Here is a 17,527-nt window from a genome sequence, read left to right as displayed (position 1 = left end):
ACGTAGCGAGCGGTATCCAGTTGACGAATGCGCAATGGTTGTCCGCGCTGGCGGTGGAGACCGGTTGCTCGTTTTCCGTTGACCAGGATGCGCCATCGAATGGTTTTCCTCCTATTTCGATTGAACGTATACGCAACGAGTTTGACTTTCATCCGGAACCAGTATTGGAACAAATATCTAAAATCGTAGGCGCCTGACAGAGCAGCCTCTTAGCCGAAAAAGAGGGTATCGAATGAAACCGGTTGAACAATTTGCGAACGAGCGTCGTTCTGCAATCGCGAATTATCGCGGCGATGAGGAGTTTCAGCAGCTTTCACGTCGCTGGCGGGAAGTGTCGATGGATAGGCGATACGTCTATAACTTCGACTGGCTGGGCCGCCCTATTATTCAGTATCCTCAGGATATACAGGCAATGCAGGAAATCGTCTGGCGCACGCGACCAGACCTTATTATCGAAACAGGCATAGCGCACGGCGGTTCGCTTATTCTCAGCGCATCGCTTCTTGCCATGCTTGATATGTGTGACGCCATCACTTCCGGGGCTGTTATTGATCCGCGCCAATCTAAGCGTAAGGTTCTCGGGATAGATATCGACATTCGCGAGCATAATCGCGAGGAAATCGAAGCTCATCCGCTGGCCAGCAGAATATCAATGCTGCAAGGCTCGTCAATCGCGGGCGACATAGTAGCTCAGGTACGGCAGTTCGCATCCGGTTTTGAAAGAGTTATGGTGTGCCTAGATTCCATGCACACCCACGATCATGTTGCCGCTGAACTTGAGGCCTACGCGCCGCTCGTTACTCCAGGTTGCTACTGTGCGGTGTTCGACACTTTTGTTGAGGATCTTCCCGCGAATTTCTTTTCTGATCGCCCGTGGGATGTCGGTAATAATCCTAAGACGGCGGTCCGGTCTTATCTCTCAAATCATCCTGAGTTTGAAATAGACTCTGAGCTTGAAGGCAAGCTAATGGTAACAGTCGCGCCGGAAGGTTTCCTTAAGCGGGTTAAATAAGCTCTGCTTTCAGGCGAACGGCCATCATTCAATTTTTCCGAACTCCATTGACAGTTTCGGGCATGGATGAGGGCATCTACGTTCGCAGACGGCCTTTTCCTGTGCCGGGCATAGTCCCCAGTAGGAAAACCGTTGCTCGACGTAAGTAGTTCTATCGGCGGGCCTCGTCAGCAATGAGAGTTCCGAGTTCGTCAGGTCGTCGATGAGGCATTCTGGCGAATTCAGAGCCGTTGCGACATGATGGTGCTCATATTGCAATCTGCCGGGAAATGTAGAATTACGGGGCCACAGGGAGAGCGTTGCTGAACCAAGCTGGTTGCCAAGCGCACTTCAATTTTTGTCAATGCTGTTGGTGTCATTCGGTAGCAGGGCCACTTCCATGAAAATCGTTATCCTCGCTGGCGGCTTCGGCACCCGCATTTCCGAAGAGAGCCATTTGCGGCCGAAGCCGATGATTGAGATCGGGGGGCGGCCGATCCTTTGGCATATCATGAAGACCTATAGCCATTATGGCTTCAACGACTTCGTGATCTGCCTTGGCTATCGCGGCTATATGATCAAGGAATATTTCGCCAATTATATCCTGCATTCGGCGGATGTGACCTTTGATATGGAGCGCGGTGAGACGACCTATCATTCGACCAAGGCCGAGCCCTGGCGCGTTACACTGGTCGAGACCGGCGAGGGGTCGATGACCGGGGGGCGTGTGAAGCGCGTCGCCAACTATCTCGGTGACACGTTCTGCCTGACCTATGGTGATGGTGTTGCCAATATCGATATTCAGGCGCTGACCGATTTTCATCATCGCCACGGCAAGGAAGCGACTGTTACCAGCGTCGTGCCGCCCGGCCGCTATGGCGCGTTGCTGACGGATGCAGGGCAGGTTCGCAGTTTCATGGAAAAGCCTGCAGGCGATAATGCGCGCATCAACGGCGGCTTCTTTGTGCTCAACCGCTCGGTTCTCGATCGCATCGCCGGCGACGATACGTCTTTCGAGGGCGCGCCGCTCGAAGGTCTTGCGCGTGATGGCCAGCTGATGGCCTTCAACCATGACGGTTTCTGGCGGCCGATGGATACGCTGCGTGACAAGAATCAGCTTGAGGAGCTCTGGCAGAGCGGCCATGCGCCATGGAAGGTCTGGTGATGGGCCGTCTGCCGGATAGCCGTTTCTGGCGCGGCAAGCGGGTGCTCGTCACCGGGCATACCGGCTTCAAGGGCACGTGGGCGCGGGTGTGGCTTTCGCGGCTTGGCGCAGACGTCTTCGGGTATGCGCTGGCGCCGTCGACTGCGCCTTCTCTGCATGCGCTCGTTGGCAGCGCCGGATTGAGTGGCGAGACGATTGCCGATCTGCGCGACACCGACAGCCTCACGGCTGCAGTCGCGCGTAGCAGACCCGATATCATTTTGCACATGGCCGCCCAGCCGCTGGTACGCCGCAGCTATGCGGAACCTGTCGAGACGTTTGACGTCAATGTCATGGGCACGGCGCGGCTTCTCGAGGCGGCCCGCACAGTCGACGAGGTCAAGGCAATACTCGTGGTGACCACCGACAAGGTCTACAGCAACGACGAAAGCGGCCGGCATTTTGTCGAAAGCGATCGCCTGGGCGGACATGATCCGTATTCCGGTTCGAAGGCCGCGGCTGAGATTGTCACCGCCACCTATCGCGATTCATTTTACCGGTCGCGAGGCGTCAGGCTTGCCACGGCACGTGGCGGCAACGTTCTGGGCGGCGGGGATTATTCCGAAGACCGGCTGGTGCCGGATATCGTGCGCGCCGCTTTGGCCGGCGAGGTCCTCGATATCCGCAGTCCGCTTGCCACGCGTCCGTGGCAGCATGTTCTCGATTGCCTGAATGGCTATTTCCTGTTCTGCGAGGACTTGTTTGCTGGCAAACCGGTGCCCGATGCGCTCAATTTCGGGCCATCGCCTGAGGAGGCGCAGATTGCTGTCGGACGCCTTGCCTCCGATGTTCAGGCGGCGATGGGTGTCGCGGGAACCTGGAACGATAGCTCTGCTAGCGACAAGCCCCGGGAGATGCAGACGCTCGGGCTGGACCCGACGAAAGCGCGGGACTATCTTTCGTGGCAGGCAAAGCTCAGCCAGACCGAGGCAATCGAATGGACCGCGCGCTGGTACGACCGCTGGCGTGGCGGCGGCGAGCCCCTGTCACTCGTCACAGATCAGATCGATACTTTTATGAAAGGCGCGTAACAGCATGGTTCATGCCTGCCGCTTCTGCTCAACGCCGTTGACCAATGTTGTTGCCGATCTTGGCGCCACGCCATGGTCGAATTCCTTCCTGCCCAATGAGGCGGCGATTGAGACCGAGCGCTCGTTTCCGCTGAAGGTCATGGTTTGCTCCGAGTGCTTTCTTGTGCAGACCACCGAGACCGTGCCGCCGGGCGAAATCTTCAATGCTGAGTATGCCTATTTCTCGTCGTTTTCGACCAGCTGGCTGGATCATGCAAAGCGTTACACGCAGTTGATGACGGAGCGCTTCGGCCTCGGCGATCAGTCGACCGTGATCGAAGTCGCATCCAATGACGGCTATTTGCTGCAGTATTTTGCGGCAGCGGGTGTCAAGGTGCTGGGCGTCGAGCCGGCTGCCAATGCGGCCGAAGTTGCCGAGGGGCGAGGCGTGCCGACGAAGGTGGCGTTCTTCGGAAGCGATACGGCGAAGGCGATCGTCGAGAGTGGCATTCGTGCAGACCTGACGGCGGCCAACAACGTGCTGGCCCATGTGCCGGATATCGCCGATTTCGTCCGCGGTTTTCAGATCGTTCTCAAGCCGGAGGGCGTTGCAACCTTCGAATTCCCCCATCTTCTGCGGATGATCGAGGGCCTGCAGTTCGATACGATCTATCACGAGCACTATTCCTATATCTCCCTGCTCGCTGCCGAGAGGATTTTTGAGGCCTGCGGCCTGAAGGTCTTTGATGTGGAGGAGCTTTCGACACATGGCGGTTCGCTGCGCGTCTATGCTCAGCGCAATGATGGAGTGCGCGTGCCGACCGAGCGCCTTCTTGCCATGCGTGAGGAGGAGGAGCGGTTTGGCCTGAAGGACATGCGGACTTACCGCGAGTTCGGCACCAGGATCGCGGCGGTATGCGACGCGTTTCGCGATTTTCTGCGCCAGGCGCGAGACGAGGGCAAGGTCGTTGCGGCCTATGGCGCCGCTGCGAAGGGCAACACCTTCCTGAATGTCTGTGGTGTCACCCGTGATGATATCAGCTTTGTCGTCGATCGAAGCACCGTGAAGCAGGGCAAGCTTTTGCCCGGCAGCCACATTCCTGTCTATGCGCCGAGCGAGCTGGAGCGCGCAAAGCCCGACTACGTGGTGATCCTGCCGTGGAATCTGACGGCGGAGATCGTCGAATCCTGCAAGTATATTGCGGATTGGGGCGGGCGTTTCGTCACCGCCATTCCGACGTTGCGGATCCTTTAGCGACATAGGCGAGGCCTTCGCGTCTCGCCGATCGCTGTTTGACCGCTTCGCAATTTCAGCAAAGCGCCGGACCGGGAGACGATTGAAAACGTCTTTGTCCGGCAATGTCTGAAAATGTACCAGGTTTCATCAGTAAGATCTTAATAGCTCTCGGTTATTTTCTCCCGCGCAGATAATGCTCCCGGGACCGCAATGGACGATACTGACCTTCTTCCCCCAGATGTACTGTCGTCGATGCTGATGCGCATGTTCGAGTTTGCGCCGATCGCCATGGCGATCACCACCAGCGACACGAAGACGTCGAGCTATGCGAAGGTCAATGACGCCTATCTGAAGCTGACCGGTCTGAAATGGGAAGATATCAGCGGCAAGAAACTGACGTCCGAGGGGGCGGCGATCGACAATCCGGCGCGCGACCGCCGGCACCGGATGCTGGCTGAGGATGGTGCTTATGTGCTTGAAGAGGTCGATATCCGCCATGCCGACGGGACGATCATTCCGACGCTGATTTCGGCGCAGCGCACCATTGTCGGCGGTGTTTCCTTCGACGTCGAAGTGATCATGGATGTTTCGGCGCGCGTGCGCCATCAGCGTGAGATCGAGCTGGCGCTGCGCGCTTCGGCACGCACGGATGCACTCTCCGGCCTGCCGAACCGGGCCTGTTTCGACGAGACCCTGGCCGAGCAGATCGAAGCGGCGCGGGCGGCGGAAAAGTCGATGGCGCTGGCATTCATCGATCTCAACGGCTTCAAGGCGGTCAACGACCGGCTGGGGCACGGTGCCGGTGACGAGGTGATCCGCACGCTTGCCAGCCGTTTTCGCGAGAGTTTTCGCGCCAATGATTTCATCGCCCGGATCGGCGGCGATGAATTCGTGGTGCTGATCGAGGTGGATCCGGTGCTGATCCACGATGTCAGGAATACGGTGACGGACGCTGCGGAGCGCATCTTCAAGCCGATCGCCATCGATGGGGCGATCACCGAGGTGGGTGCCGCTGTCGGTGTGGCGCTGCTCGAGCCGTGGGATACCGCGGCGTCCTTCGTCAAGCGCGCCGACAATTACATGTATCTCGCCAAGCAGACCGGTGAGCGCGTTGCCGTCATCTGGCTCGGCAATCCGGACGCGCAGCAGGCGGCTGCCGGGCGCGCAGTTGGCTAGCTTTCCCCTGTATTAACAGGTAGGTGTCCGCTCTGGCATCGAATGCGGAGGCGGGTCTCATGTCCGGTATCATCAAGACGATCGTTGTGGCTGTATCTGAGAACGGCATCATCGGCCGGGACGGCGATATGCCCTGGCGCCTCTCGACCGATCTCAAGCGCTTCAAGGCAATAACCGCGGGCAAGCCGTTGGTGATGGGCCGCAAGACCTACGAATCGATCGGCGGCAAGCCGTTGCCGGGGCGCCCGCATGTGGTGATCTCGCGGCACGCCGCGATCGATCATCCCGATGTGACGATGGCGCATTCGCTGGCCGAGGCGATCGGCAAGGCCGAGGCGATTGCGGCTGAGCAGGGGATCGGCGAGATCATCATTGCCGGTGGTGGTCAGATCTATGCGCAGGCGATCGATTTGGTCGACCGCATGTGCGTTACCCATGTCGAGACGCATGTGGAGGGCGATACGGCTTTTCCGGCGATCGACGCCGCGCGCTGGAAGCCGGTCGAGACGCTCGACGTGCCCGCCGGCGAGAAGGACAATTATCCGACGCGCTACGTCGTCTACGAGCGCCGCAGCTGAAGATAACGAATTATTTTCCAAGAAAGAACACCAAGTCCTTCATGTCGCGTTGAAAGCAGGGTCAGCGATACCTATAACGGTCACAATCGCTTACCGTCTGCCGCCCCCGCGGGCATTATGCGATCGGGAGTTCAACGAACAAAGAGGTTTTGATGCCCTGGAGCAATCAGAATGGCGGCGGCGGCCCATGGGGCGGCGGCGGCGGTAACAATAACAATCAGGGACCATGGGGGCAGGGCCCGAACCGTCCGAAAGGCGGCGGCGGGGGCAAGGGTGGTCCGCCCGATCTCGAAGACATCATTCGCCGTGGTCAGGACCAGCTGGGACGCATGGTGCCTGGTGGCTTCAATGGCGGCGTGGCGCTGATCATCGTCGCGATTCTCGCGGCCTTCTGGCTTTTCCAGTGCATCTACATCGTCCAGCCGGACGAGCGTGGTGTGGAACTGCGCTTCGGCCAGCCGAAGCAGGAAGTGTCGATGCCGGGCCTGCATTTCCATTTCTGGCCGCTTGAGACGGTCGAAACGGTCAAGGTCACGGTGCAGCAGCAGAATATCGGCGCAACGTCGTCGTCGTCTTCGAGCGGCCTGATGCTCTCGGGTGACCGCAGCGTCATCAACGTTCAGTTCGCGGTGTTCTTCACCGTCAGCGATCCGAAGGCCTATCTCTTCAATGTCGAGAACCCGGCGGAAACGCTGCAGCAGGTTTCCGACAGCGCGATGCGCGAGATCGTCGGCCGCCGTCCGGCACAGGACGCGTTCCGCAGCAATCGTCAGCCGATCGAGACGGACGTTCTCAATATCGTTCAGGGGACGATGGACCGCTACAAGGCGGGTATCACCGTTACCGGCGTGACGATCCAGAACGTGGCTCCGCCGCGTGAAGTCTCCGATGCCTTCGAAGAAGTGCAGCGTGCAGGCCGCGACCGCGACAGCACGATCGAAGAGGCAAACCGCTATACCAACCAGCGGCTCGGCCAGGCGCGAGGCGAGGCGGCTCAGATCCGCGAAGACGCCGCCGCCTACAAGGACCGTGTCGTCAAGGAAGCGGAAGGTGAGGCGCAGCGCTTCGCATCGATCAATGACGAGTATGCAAAGGCTCCTGACGTGACGCGCAAGCGTCTGTTCCTTGAAACGATGGAACAGGTGCTGAAGAATTCGAAAAAGGTCATCATCGACGAGAAGCAGGGGGTCGTACCCTATCTGCCGCTCAACGAGATCGGCAAACCGGCACAGCAGGGAGGTTGAGCCATGACATCCAATAAGCTTCCTGCCGTGCTGATCGCACTCGCGGTCGTTCTCTTCGTCGTCTATTCGTCTGTTTTCGTGGTCAATGCCCGCGAACAGGCGATCGTCGTCCGTTTCGGTCAAATCCAGTCGGTCAAGACCGAGCCGGGCCTGTATTTCAAGCTGCCGTTCGCCTTCATGGATGCGGATCGCGTGCAGTATGTCGAGAAGCAGGCGCTTCGCCTCGATCTCGATAATATCCGCGTACAGGTTCAGGATGGCCAGACCTTCGATGTCGACGCCTTCGTGATCTACAACATCGCCGATGTCCGCCGCTTCCGCGAAACGGTGTCGGGCGACCGCGAGGCTGCCGAGGCACGCCTTCGCGCCCAGCTCGATTCGTCGCTGCGCCGGGTCTATGGTCTGCGCGACTATAATGCCGCTCTTTCCGAAGAGCGCGTTGCGATGATGCTTGAGATCCGCGACGACCTTCGTATCGATGCCGAAAACCTCGGTTTGAACATCGACGATGTCCGTATCCGCCGTACCGACCTCTCGCCAGAGGTCGCGCCGAACACCTATAACGCGATGCGTTCGGAGCGTCTGGCGGAAGCCGAACGGATCCGTGCTTCGGGTAACGAAGAAGGCCAGCGCCGCCGCGCCGTCGCCGACCGTCAGGTCGTCGAGATCACCGCGGAAGCGCAGCGTGATTCCGAAATCCTGCGCGGTCAGGGCGATGCAGACCGGAACCGGATCTTCGCCGAGTCGTTCGGCAAGGACCCGTCGTTCTTCGAGTTCTATCGCTCGATGTCTGCCTATTCCTCGTCGCTCTCGTCGCAGGATACGACACTGGTGCTGTCGCCGAACTCGGAGTTCTTCCGCTACTTCGACAACGCCACCGGCACGCCTGCGGCACCGCCGGCTGCTCCGGCGCCGGCTGCACCCGCCGCACCGGCAAACTGACAACAGAAGACTGCAGGATTTCCTGACGGTGCCTGCATTCTTTCTCATGATCGAGGGGCTGGTCTATGCACCGGCCCCTCGTTTTTTTGTGCAGATGGCAAGGCTTTTGCAGTCGGTTGCGGAGCAACAGATTCGCGCTTTCGGACTGGCCGCTGTCGGTCCCAGCATTGCCTTTGTCCGGCTTCTCAGAGGCTGAGTTGAGATTGCACGGGATTTCGCGAAAAGGTGATTTCACGCTCCATCATTCCGCCCTATGTTGGTGGTCAGACTGCCGCTTTGACCTGACATGAGGAAGCTTGATGGCCCCCACGACACGCCCGACCTTCAGACGATCGCTCGCTCTCCTGGCCGGCGCAGCCCTTCTTGCCAATATCGGTCTTGCCGGCACCGCAGCCGCCCAGGGAGTGCCGCCGACAAACGGTCCGGCTTCCGTCGCCGATCTCGCTGAAGGTCTTCTCGACGCAGTCGTGAACATCTCGACATCGCAGAACGTCAAGGACGACGAGGGCGCCGGTCCGGCGCCGCGTGCGCCCGACGGATCGCCCTTCCAGGAATTCTTCAACGACTTCTTCAACAAGCAGCAGGGCGGCAAGGGCGGCGGCAACCACAATGTCAGCTCGCTCGGTTCGGGCTTCGTCATCGACCCCGCGGGCTACATCGTCACCAACAACCACGTCATCGAAGGCGCCGACGATATCGAGGTCAATTTCGCCAATGGCTCGAAGCTGAAGGCCAAGTTGATCGGTACCGATACCAAGACCGACCTGTCGGTTCTCAAGGTCGAGCCGAAGACGCCGCTGAAGGCGGTGAAGTTCGGCGATTCCAGCGGCATGCGCATCGGCGACTGGGTGATGGCAATCGGCAATCCGTTCGGCTTCGGCGGCTCCGTCACTGTCGGCATCATTTCCGGCCGCGGCCGTAACATCAATGCCGGTCCCTATGACAACTTCATCCAGACGGATGCAGCGATCAACAAGGGCAATTCCGGCGGTCCGCTCTTCAACATGAAGGGCGAGGTCATCGGCATTAACACGGCGATCATTTCGCCGAGCGGCGGTTCGATCGGCATCGGCTTCTCGGTGCCGTCGGAACTCGCTTCGGGTGTCGTGGCGCAGCTTCGCGAATATGGCGAGACGCGCCGCGGCTGGCTCGGCGTGCGCATCCAGCCGGTGACCGACGATGTCGCCGACAGCCTCGGCCTCGATGCCGCCAAGGGCGCGCTGGTCGCCGGCGTCATCAAGGGCGGCCCCGTCGACAACGGTTCGATCAAGGCCGGCGACGTCATCCTGAAATTCGACGGCAAGGCCGTCAACGAGATGCGCGATCTGCCGCGCGTTGTCGCCGAAAGCCCCGTCGGCAAGGAAGTCGACGTCGTTGTGCTGCGCGACGGCAAGGAGCAGACCGTCAAGGTGACGCTCGGCCGTCTCGAAGACAGCGACCAGGCTGCGGCAAACAGCGATGACGGTTCGCAGAATGGCGGCGTCATCAATCCGGATCCCGGCGAGAACGACGATATGGACGAGCCCGACAGCGATCAGGCTCAGCCGTCACCCGACAACAAGGGCACGGAAAACAAGACGCCCGAGAACAAAGGGCCGGAGAACAAGGGCCAGGGCCAGACCGACCAGCAAGGTCAGGTCGCGCCCGACGCGGCGACGCCGAAGAATGTGCTGGGTCTGTCGCTATCGTTGCTCAACCCGGATATCCGCAAGACCTTCAACATCGCCGAAAGCGTCGACGGCGTCGTCGTGACGGAAGTGACGCCCGGCTCGGCTGCGGCCGAAAAGGGCCTGAAGCCCGGCGACGTTATCGTCGAGGTGGCGCAGGAATTCATGAAGTCGCCGGATGCGGTTGCCGCCAAGGTTCAGTCGCTGAAGCAGGAAGGGCGCCGCAACGCCCAGATGATGATCGCCGCCGCCAATGGCGACCTGCGCTTCATCGCAGTGCCTATGGAATAGGGTCAGCGGCGCTTGGCGCGCTGATCGCATAGAGGACGTGGCGGATGAAGTCCGGGGTGGTGGCCGGGACCTTCGGGTGGTCGAAGTCGCGATCTTCATGATGCGTCATGCCGATGCGTTCCATGACGGCGCGTGAGCGGCGGTTCTGGGGGACAGTGAAGGCGACGATTTCCTTGAGCCCGTGGTTGTCGAAGCCGTGCTGTAGCAGCGCGGTTGCGGCTTCGCTGACATAGCCCGCACCCCAATGGCGTTTGGCGAGCCGCCAGCCGATCTCCACGGTGCCGTCGGGGATTGCCGGTTCGTGCGAAGTTCGCATGATGCCGCAGAAGCCGAGCGTGTCGCCGGTCTCCGTGTGTTCCAGGGCGTAGAAGCCGAGGCCGGTGTCGGCGATCAGCTTGCGGAGGTAATCGAAGAGCTCGTCCGATTCCTGGCGGTTGCGCCGCCGCGGGAAAAACTCCATGACATCGGGGTCGGAATTGATCTCGTGGAAGAGATCGCGGTCCTCCTCGCGCCAGTTGCGGATGATGAGCCTGCTGGTCGTGAGGATCGTCTCGGTCATGGCGTCACGAAATCCGTCTTGCGGTAACCCTGGATGTAGAGAAGCGCGGTCAGGTCGCCGTGGTTGATGCGCATCTTCGCTTCGGCGGCGACGGCCGGCTTGGCGTGCAGGGCAACGCCGGATCCCGCGAGATGCAGCATGCCGAGGTCATTGGCGCCGTCGCCGACGGCGATGGCGTCCTCAGGGATGATACCGAGTTTCTCCGAGATATCGATCAGCGCATCGACCTTGGCCTGCTTGCCGAGGATTGGTTCGGCGACAAAGCCGGACAGGGTGCCGTTCTCGTCGAGCAGCAGGTTGGCGCGGTTTTCGTCGAAGCCGAGCGTGGCGCCGATGCGGCTCGTAAACACTGTAAAACCGCCGGAGACGAGGGCGGTGTAATAGCCCTTCGCCTTCATCGTGGCGATCAGTTCCGGGCCGCCCGGCGTCAGCGTGATGCGCTTGGCGATGACTTCGTCGACGACGGAAATGGGCAGGCCCTTCAGCAGCGCGACGCGTTCGCGCAGCGCCGGTTCGAAGGCGATCTCGCCGTTCATGGCGCGGGCGGTGATCGTTGCCACCTTATCCTTGAGGCCGACTTCGGCGGCGAGCTCGTCGATGCATTCCTGGCCGATCATCGTCGAATCCATGTCGGCGATCAGCAGCTTCTTGCGGCGCGTCTCGGCGTTCTGAACCACCACGTCCACGGGCTGGCCGGCGAGGACCGAAAGAATTGCAGCTTCGGCTTCTGCGGCATCCGTGCCGTCGCGAAGGGCGATATCGCAGGCGATGCCATCCGCCAACCAGTAGAGACCGGAGGCTTTGACGCTGTCATGCGCCTTCTCGGCAAGCGCCGGAGACAGAACGGGGTTTGACGGATTGGCAACAAGCGTGGCAACGAGAGCCATATGGAAAACCTTCTGAGCACAACAGGTGCGATCCTGATAACGGGGCCGACCGCAAGCGGCAAGTCCGCGCTGGCCGTGAAACTGGCAAAGCAGCATGGCGGCGCCGTCATCAATGCCGATAGCATGCAGGTTTACGACACGCTGCGGGTGCTGACGGCTCGTCCGTCCGAAGAGGATATGGAGGGGGTGGCGCACCATCTGTACGGGCATGTCCCGGCGGGGAGCGCCTATTCGACGGGTGCCTGGCTGCGCGATGTCACCGCGCTCCTCCCGGAGCTTGCGCGCAAGGGGCAGCTGCCGGTCTTCATCGGCGGCACCGGCCTGTATTTCAAGGCGCTGACCGGCGGCCTATCCGACATGCCGGAGATCCCCGAGCCGATCCGGACGAGATTACGCCAGCAGCTGATCGATGAAGGACCTGCGCCGCTCCATGCGGCTCTGCAGGAGAAGGATCCGGCTGTGGCGGGCAGTCTCAACCCGGTCGACGGTCAGAGGATCGTCCGGGCGCTCGAGGTCATCGAAGCGACAGGCCGTTCGATCGCTGCGTTTCAGGGGCAGGCGGGGCCGGTCATCGTCGATCCCGACCAAGCGCGGAAAATCGTCGTTCTGCCCGATCGCGCGGTGCTGCATCAGCGCATCAATGGCCGCTTCGAGAAGATGCTCGAACAGGGGGCTGAGGATGAGGTCAAGGCTTTGCTGAAGCTTGATCTCCCGGCCGAGATGCCGGTCATGAAGGCGATCGGCGTCTCACAGATCGCGGCGATGCTGCGCGGAGAAATGTCCCGTGGCGAGGTGATCGAAAAGGGTTCGGCGGCGACACGCCAATATGCCAAGCGCCAGATGACCTGGTTCCGCAATCAGATGGACGAGAGCTGGGAACGGCTGGAGCCTTGAGGCATCAATCCTTGTTGTAAAGGCTGCTCAGCGGCTTCCTGAGGATGCTTTCGCGCAATGACGAGGTGCCGGGTTCGCGGCGCTGGACTGTCGGTGCGGGTTCCTGATTGCCGAAGGAGCGGGGCTGGCCGGCTTCCTCGCGGCGCATTTCACGGCGCAGCGCCTCGAGGCGGCTGTCGATCGATCCGGCGGCTGCCGGCTGCGGATCCTGCGGCGCGTAGCTGCGCGGCAGCATGTCCGGGCGGTAGGGCTCGTTCAGTGACATCGACGGCGTGGCTGCGGCCGGCAGCGGATAGGCCTGGCCTTCCGGCGGCTCCTCGTCGTCGAACAGCATGTCGCTCTGGACCGAGGCGTTGTAGCTGTTCTGGAAATTCGAAATGTCCGGGCCGGCGGCGCCGCTGACGGCGCGCATGCGGGTGACGATCTTGCGCAGATCGACGGTATCGGGATCTTCCTCGGACTGCTTTGCCGTTGCGCCATGGGCTTTCGGCAGCAGGTTCTGCGCAACGCGCGAGAAGCGCATGCGCATGGGAACGCTGATCGCCTCACCGAAGGCGATCGCTTCGCCGTTGCCGATCGAGGAGATGAAACTGGTCGTCGAGATCGACGAATTCGGGATCGCCGAGCGGATGATTTCCTGGTCGCGGTCGTTGGACAGACGCATGGCAAACAGCGTCGAGCACTGCGACAGGATCGTCTGGTCGAGTTCGCCCGGGCGCTGGGTGATGATGCCGAGCGAGACGCCGTATTTGCGGCCTTCCTTGGCGATGCGGGCGATCGCCTGGCGGGTCGGTACGAAGCCGAGCGTCGGGTCGGCCGGAATGTAGCGGTGCGCCTCTTCGCAGACGACCAGCATATGGATCGCGCCTTCGCTCCAGAGGCCGATTTCGAAGGCCATGCGGCAGAGTACGGACGCGACGGAGTTGACGACTTCCGATGGGATGCCGGAGAGCTGGAAGGTGCAGATCGGGCGGCCTTCGCCGGGGATGCGGAAGATCTGCGCCACGGTCTCGACAATCGTGTCGGAGATCGTGTTGTTGGAGAACATGAAGTGGTAGCGCGGGTCGTTGATGGCGGCGATGATGCGCATCTTCAGCGATCGCAGGAACGGCTTTTCGGCGCGGCCTTCGAGGCGGCCGATGCGCTCGTCGATCAGTGCCAGGAGATCGGCCATGCGATAGGGCACTGGCGTATCGGCGGTGATCGAGCTTTTCTCCGTCGTGCGGCGCACCAGCGAGCTGTCGCTGCCGCGGAAGGCGCGCTTGGCCTCCGGCATGATGTCGCGCAGCATGTCGAGCTCTTCCGGCACCGGCGGGCGACCGCGGAAGACCACTTCGGCGAATTCCTCAAGCCGCATCAGCCAGAAGGGCAGGTCAAGCGTGTCGGTGTCGATGACGACCGAATGCTTGGGGAAGGCCGCGGCAAATTCGTTATGCGGATCGAGGATCAGCACGCGCAGCTTCGGATCGGCCTCGATCGCCTTGTGCAACAGCAGCGACACCGCCGTCGACTTGCCGACGCCGGTCGAGCCGACGATGGCGAAATGCTTCGACAGCATCGAGGGCACGTGAATCGCCGCGTCGATGCTTTCGTCCTGGGTGAGGTTGCCGATCACGGCGGTCGCGCCAGCACCGGCATCATAGATGCGCATCAGGTCGGCAGAGCGGATCCGGTGGGCGATGGCGCCGAGATAGGGATAGCGCGAGATGCCGGTCGAGAATTCCTCGCGGCCGTCTTCATCGACGCGGACTTCGCCGAGGAGCTCGGCCTCGATGCTGAAGCCGTTGTCTTCACCTTCGCCCCACATGTGGGAGCCGGTGTTCATCTGATAGACGAGGGCGACGACGCGGTTGCGCCCGACGCTGATCGAAATCAGCCGTCCGACGGACCAGAGTTCGGTGAGATCGGTGCCGCCGCCTTCGGCGATTGCGGCGATCGTCGTGCGGGAACCGCTGCATGCGACGACACGGCCCAGAAAGCGGTTACCCCGCGCCTGGCTATCGCGGCGGTCATGCTCGCCGGCTTTCCCTGACGTCTGCAAGTCGTTGTTGAGCAACGGCCTACTCCCTGCGTTAGCGATCCAAGATATGACTTATCTTTTAATAAATGGTTCCGGCCCTTAATTCTGGAGGGTAAGAACCTGTAGATGGCGCTGCCGGACGCGTCGTTTTTTTATTTCGGCAAGCGTTGACGCTGCGAAATTTTCTGTCTATCACTTGCGCCCATGAAAATCGCAGCAGCTCTTATTGTGGTGGGAAAGCGCATGGGCAGGATGGTGTAACCATCCGGCGATAGCCACCCATGCGCTAGATGACAGGCTCCCTCAGGGGCCTTTTTTTATGCCTGAAATTCAGGCTTGCCGACCACAAAACTTAAATCCCAGCAGTCAGAACGGAACAGAGAAATGACGGGCACGGACAATCAGACGGCAGATAGCAATCGGATGACGGGAGCGGAGATCGTTCTCCGGGCGCTGAAGGACAACGGCGTCGAGCATATCTTCGGATATCCGGGTGGTGCCGTGCTTCCGATCTATGACGAGATCTTCCAGCAGGACGAGATCAAGCACATTCTCGTCCGCCACGAGCAGGGCGCCGGCCACGCGGCCGAAGGCTATGCCCGCTCCACCGGCAAGGTTGGCGTCATGCTGGTCACCTCCGGTCCGGGCGCGACCAATGCCGTCACGCCGCTGCAGGACGCTCTGATGGATTCCGTCCCGCTCGTCTGCCTCAGCGGTCAGGTTCCGACCTCGCTGATCGGCTCCGACGCCTTCCAGGAGGCCGATACCGTCGGCATCACCCGGCCGTGCACCAAGCACAACTGGCTGGTCAAGGACGTCAACCAGCTGGCGGCCATCATCCATGAAGCCTTCCGTATCGCGCAGTCCGGCCGTCCGGGTCCGGTTCTGGTGGATATTCCGAAGGACATCCAGTTCGCGACCGGCACCTACACGCCGCCGTCCGCCCATGTCATCCAGAAGAGCTACCAGCCGAAGGTCCAGGGCGATCTGAGCCAGATCCAGGCAGCGATCGAGCTGATGGCGACGGCGCGCCGTCCGATCATCTACAGCGGCGGCGGCGTCATCAATTCCGGCCCGGAAGCCTCCAAGCTGCTGCGCGAGCTGGTCGAGCTCACCGATTTCCCGATCACCTCGACGCTGATGGGTCTCGGCGCCTATCCGGCATCCGGCAAGAACTGGCTGAAGATGCTCGGCATGCACGGCTCCTACGAAGCCAACATGGCGATGCATGATTGCGACGTCATGGTCTGCATCGGCGCTCGTTTCGATGACCGTATCACCGGCCGCATCAACGCCTTCTCGCCGAACTCGAAGAAGATCCATATCGACATCGATCCGTCGTCGATCAACAAGAACGTCCGCGCCGACATTCCGATCCGCGGCGACGTCGGCAATATCCTTGAGGATATGGTTCGCCTGTGGCGGGCTCTGCCGAACAAGCCGGCGAAGACCCAGACGGCGGACTGGTGGGCCGATATCGCCCGCTGGCGCGCCCGCAACTCCTTCGCCTACACGAAGAACAACGACGTCATCATGCCGCAATATGCGCTGGAGCGTCTCTATGAACTGACCAAGGATCGCGACACCTACATCACGACCGAAGTCGGTCAGCACCAGATGTGGGCCGCGCAGTTCTACGGCTTCGAGAAGCCGAACCGCTGGATGACCTCGGGTGGCCTGGGCACCATGGGCTACGGCCTGCCGGCAGCGCTCGGCGTCCAGATCGCCCATCCGGAAAGCCTGGTTATCGACATTGCCGGCGATGCCTCGATCCAGATGTGCATCCAGGAAATGTCGGCGGCGATCCAGTATGACGCGCCGATCAAGATCTTCATCATGAACAACCAGTACATGGGCATGGTGCGCCAGTGGCAGCAGCTCTTGCACGGCAACCGCCTGTCGAACTCCTATACCGAAGCGATGCCTGATTTCGTCAAGCTCGCCGAGGCCTATGGCGCCGTTGGCCTGCGTTGCGAAAAGCCCGAGGATCTCGATGCGACCATCCAGGAGATGATCGACGTCAAGAAGCCGGTCATCTTCGATTGCCGCGTTGCCAATCTCGCCAACTGCTTCCCGATGATCCCGTCGGGCAAGGCACATAACGAGATGCTGCTGCCTGATGAAGCGACTGACGAGGCCGTTGCCAACGCCATCGACGCCAAGGGCCGTCAGCTCGTCTGATCGAAGTAGAGGAAACAAGACCATGAACGCACACCTTCAACCCACCGGTTCCGCCTACTTCATCTCCCCCGAAACGGCTGCCGCCGAGAGCCATACGCTCTCGGTACTGGTCGATAACGAACCGGGCGTTCTCGCCCGCGTCATCGGCCTGTTCTCCGGCCGCGGCTACAACATCGAAAGCCTGACCGTTTCCGAGACCGAGCATCAGGCGCATCTGTCGCGCATCACCGTCGTCACCCGCGGCACGCCGCAGGTTCTCGAGCAGATCAAGGCGCAGCTGGAACGCATCGTTCCGGTTCACCGCGTCGTCGATCTGACGGTGCGTGCCCGCGAGCTCGGCCAGGACCGGCCGATCGAGCGTGAAGTCGCGCTGATCAAGGTAGTCGGCGAGGGCGATGCCCGCGCCGAGACGCTGCGCCTTGCCGATGCATTCCACGCCAAGGTGGTCGATGCCACCGTCGATCACTTCATCCTGGAAATTACCGGCAAGTCCTCGAAGATCGACCAGTTCGTCTCGGTCATGAAGCCGCTCGGCCTCATCGAAGTCTGCCGCACGGGTATCGCGGCGATGAACCGCGGCGCGCAGGGCATGTAAGCCCAACGCCGATTACGGAATTCAGCGAGCGCCCGGGTTTGAAGCCCGGGC

Annotated in this window: 16 protein-coding genes; 13 read left to right on the top strand and 3 right to left on the bottom strand. The window is 61.0% G+C overall.

The genetic code is table 11. The features are described 5' to 3' along the window. The first annotated feature begins 232 nt into the window (after nt 1–232). From ABIE40_RS11565 to ABIE40_RS11520, 10 genes are all read left to right on the top strand, one after another. Complete coding sequence (locus ABIE40_RS11565) at nt 233–1,012, top strand: cephalosporin hydroxylase family protein (RefSeq protein WP_199629149.1); 780 nt, start codon at nt 233–235, stop codon at nt 1,010–1,012. Nucleotides 1,013–1,391: 379 nt separating this feature from the next. After that, nucleotides 1,392–2,156: a glucose-1-phosphate cytidylyltransferase gene (gene rfbF / locus ABIE40_RS11560; protein WP_199629148.1), complete on the top strand. Its 765-nt coding sequence runs from the start codon at nt 1,392–1,394 to the stop codon at nt 2,154–2,156. Further along, nucleotides 2,156–3,226 (top strand): CDP-glucose 4,6-dehydratase, encoded by a 1,071-nt coding sequence (gene rfbG, locus ABIE40_RS11555; protein ID WP_199629267.1) that lies wholly within the window; start codon nt 2,156–2,158, stop codon nt 3,224–3,226. Before rfbF ends, rfbG begins: the two co-directional genes overlap by 1 nt. A gap of 4 nt (nt 3,227–3,230) precedes the next feature. Next, nucleotides 3,231–4,460, top strand: a complete 1,230-nt coding sequence (locus ABIE40_RS11550) for a methyltransferase domain-containing protein (RefSeq protein WP_199629147.1) — start codon at nt 3,231–3,233, stop codon at nt 4,458–4,460. Nucleotides 4,461–4,652: 192 nt separating this feature from the next. Next, the gene (locus ABIE40_RS11545) at nt 4,653–5,618 is read left to right on the top strand and encodes a GGDEF domain-containing protein (RefSeq protein WP_354541006.1); all 966 of its coding nucleotides are present in this window, start codon (nt 4,653–4,655) and stop codon (nt 5,616–5,618) included. A gap of 59 nt (nt 5,619–5,677) precedes the next feature. Next, a complete protein-coding gene (locus ABIE40_RS11540; RefSeq protein ID WP_199629146.1) occupies nt 5,678–6,196 on the top strand; it encodes a dihydrofolate reductase in 519 nt (172 codons plus the stop codon). Between the two features lie 152 nt (nt 6,197–6,348). Next, nucleotides 6,349–7,440 carry an FtsH protease activity modulator HflK gene (hflK, locus tag ABIE40_RS11535; protein WP_112715363.1) on the top strand — a complete coding sequence of 364 codons (1,092 nt, stop codon included), beginning with the start codon at nt 6,349–6,351 and terminating at the stop codon, nt 7,438–7,440. Nucleotides 7,441–7,443: 3 nt separating this feature from the next. Then, nucleotides 7,444–8,382 carry a protease modulator HflC gene (hflC, locus tag ABIE40_RS11530; RefSeq protein WP_112715361.1) on the top strand — a complete coding sequence of 313 codons (939 nt, stop codon included), beginning with the start codon at nt 7,444–7,446 and terminating at the stop codon, nt 8,380–8,382. 28 nt (nt 8,383–8,410) lie between these two features. Continuing rightward, nucleotides 8,411–8,578 (top strand): DUF2065 family protein, encoded by a 168-nt coding sequence (locus ABIE40_RS11525; RefSeq protein ID WP_502944786.1) that lies wholly within the window; start codon nt 8,411–8,413, stop codon nt 8,576–8,578. A gap of 103 nt (nt 8,579–8,681) precedes the next feature. After that, nucleotides 8,682–10,340 (top strand): DegQ family serine endoprotease, encoded by a 1,659-nt coding sequence (locus ABIE40_RS11520; protein WP_199629145.1) that lies wholly within the window; start codon nt 8,682–8,684, stop codon nt 10,338–10,340. Here ABIE40_RS11520 and ABIE40_RS11515 read toward each other — a convergent pair. Next, nucleotides 10,330–10,899 (bottom strand): GNAT family N-acetyltransferase, encoded by a 570-nt coding sequence (locus ABIE40_RS11515; protein ID WP_199629144.1) that lies wholly within the window; start codon nt 10,897–10,899, stop codon nt 10,330–10,332. The two genes, ABIE40_RS11520 and ABIE40_RS11515, sit on opposite strands and share 11 nt — an antisense overlap. Beyond that, a complete protein-coding gene (serB, locus tag ABIE40_RS11510; protein ID WP_199629143.1) occupies nt 10,896–11,786 on the bottom strand; it encodes a phosphoserine phosphatase SerB in 891 nt (296 codons plus the stop codon). The genes ABIE40_RS11515 and serB overlap by 4 nt, the downstream gene beginning before the upstream one ends. Here serB and miaA point away from each other — a divergent pair, their 5' ends adjacent. After that, nucleotides 11,787–12,680 (top strand): tRNA (adenosine(37)-N6)-dimethylallyltransferase MiaA, encoded by an 894-nt coding sequence (gene miaA, locus ABIE40_RS11505; protein WP_199629142.1) that lies wholly within the window; start codon nt 11,787–11,789, stop codon nt 12,678–12,680. A gap of 4 nt (nt 12,681–12,684) precedes the next feature. On the opposite strand, the gene ABIE40_RS11500 is transcribed toward miaA, so the two are convergent. After that, complete coding sequence (locus ABIE40_RS11500; protein ID WP_199629141.1) at nt 12,685–14,736, bottom strand: ATP-binding protein; 2,052 nt, start codon at nt 14,734–14,736, stop codon at nt 12,685–12,687. A 348-nt stretch (nt 14,737–15,084) separates the two neighbouring features. Here ABIE40_RS11500 and ABIE40_RS11495 point away from each other — a divergent pair, with 348 nt between their 5' ends. Both ABIE40_RS11495 and ilvN read left to right on the top strand, forming a co-directional pair. Next, complete coding sequence (locus tag ABIE40_RS11495) at nt 15,085–16,881, top strand: acetolactate synthase 3 large subunit (protein WP_112715347.1); 1,797 nt, start codon at nt 15,085–15,087, stop codon at nt 16,879–16,881. A gap of 22 nt (nt 16,882–16,903) precedes the next feature. Further along, nucleotides 16,904–17,476 carry an acetolactate synthase small subunit gene (gene ilvN, locus ABIE40_RS11490; protein WP_112715345.1) on the top strand — a complete coding sequence of 191 codons (573 nt, stop codon included), beginning with the start codon at nt 16,904–16,906 and terminating at the stop codon, nt 17,474–17,476. Nucleotides 17,477–17,527 lie beyond the last annotated feature (51 nt).

It is taken from the genome of Rhizobium sp. OAE497 (assembly GCF_040546565.1).
In the GTDB taxonomy this organism is placed as follows: domain Bacteria; phylum Pseudomonadota; class Alphaproteobacteria; order Rhizobiales; family Rhizobiaceae; genus Rhizobium.
The sequence above is the reverse complement of the archived record's forward strand: the minus strand, read 5'-3'. Positions and strand labels throughout refer to the sequence as shown.

Coding starts and splice junctions, on each gene's coding strand:
- ABIE40_RS11520 (WP_199629145.1), top strand. CDS start 8,682: ATGGCCCCCACGACACGCCCGACCTTCAGACGATCGCTCGCTCTCCTG.
- ABIE40_RS11495 (WP_112715347.1), top strand. CDS start 15,085: ATGACGGGCACGGACAATCAGACGGCAGATAGCAATCGGATGACGGGA.
- ABIE40_RS11550 (WP_199629147.1), top strand. CDS start 3,231: ATGGTTCATGCCTGCCGCTTCTGCTCAACGCCGTTGACCAATGTTGTT.
- ABIE40_RS11545 (WP_354541006.1), top strand. CDS start 4,653: ATGGACGATACTGACCTTCTTCCCCCAGATGTACTGTCGTCGATGCTG.
- hflK (WP_112715363.1), top strand. CDS start 6,349: ATGCCCTGGAGCAATCAGAATGGCGGCGGCGGCCCATGGGGCGGCGGC.
- ABIE40_RS11540 (WP_199629146.1), top strand. CDS start 5,678: ATGTCCGGTATCATCAAGACGATCGTTGTGGCTGTATCTGAGAACGGC.
- hflC (WP_112715361.1), top strand. CDS start 7,444: ATGACATCCAATAAGCTTCCTGCCGTGCTGATCGCACTCGCGGTCGTT.
- rfbF (WP_199629148.1), top strand. CDS start 1,392: ATGAAAATCGTTATCCTCGCTGGCGGCTTCGGCACCCGCATTTCCGAA.
- ilvN (WP_112715345.1), top strand. CDS start 16,904: ATGAACGCACACCTTCAACCCACCGGTTCCGCCTACTTCATCTCCCCC.
- rfbG (WP_199629267.1), top strand. CDS start 2,156: ATGGGCCGTCTGCCGGATAGCCGTTTCTGGCGCGGCAAGCGGGTGCTC.
- ABIE40_RS11515 (WP_199629144.1), bottom strand. CDS start 10,899: ATGACCGAGACGATCCTCACGACCAGCAGGCTCATCATCCGCAACTGG.
- ABIE40_RS11565 (WP_199629149.1), top strand. CDS start 233: ATGAAACCGGTTGAACAATTTGCGAACGAGCGTCGTTCTGCAATCGCG.
- serB (WP_199629143.1), bottom strand. CDS start 11,786: ATGGCTCTCGTTGCCACGCTTGTTGCCAATCCGTCAAACCCCGTTCTG.
- miaA (WP_199629142.1), top strand. CDS start 11,787: ATGGAAAACCTTCTGAGCACAACAGGTGCGATCCTGATAACGGGGCCG.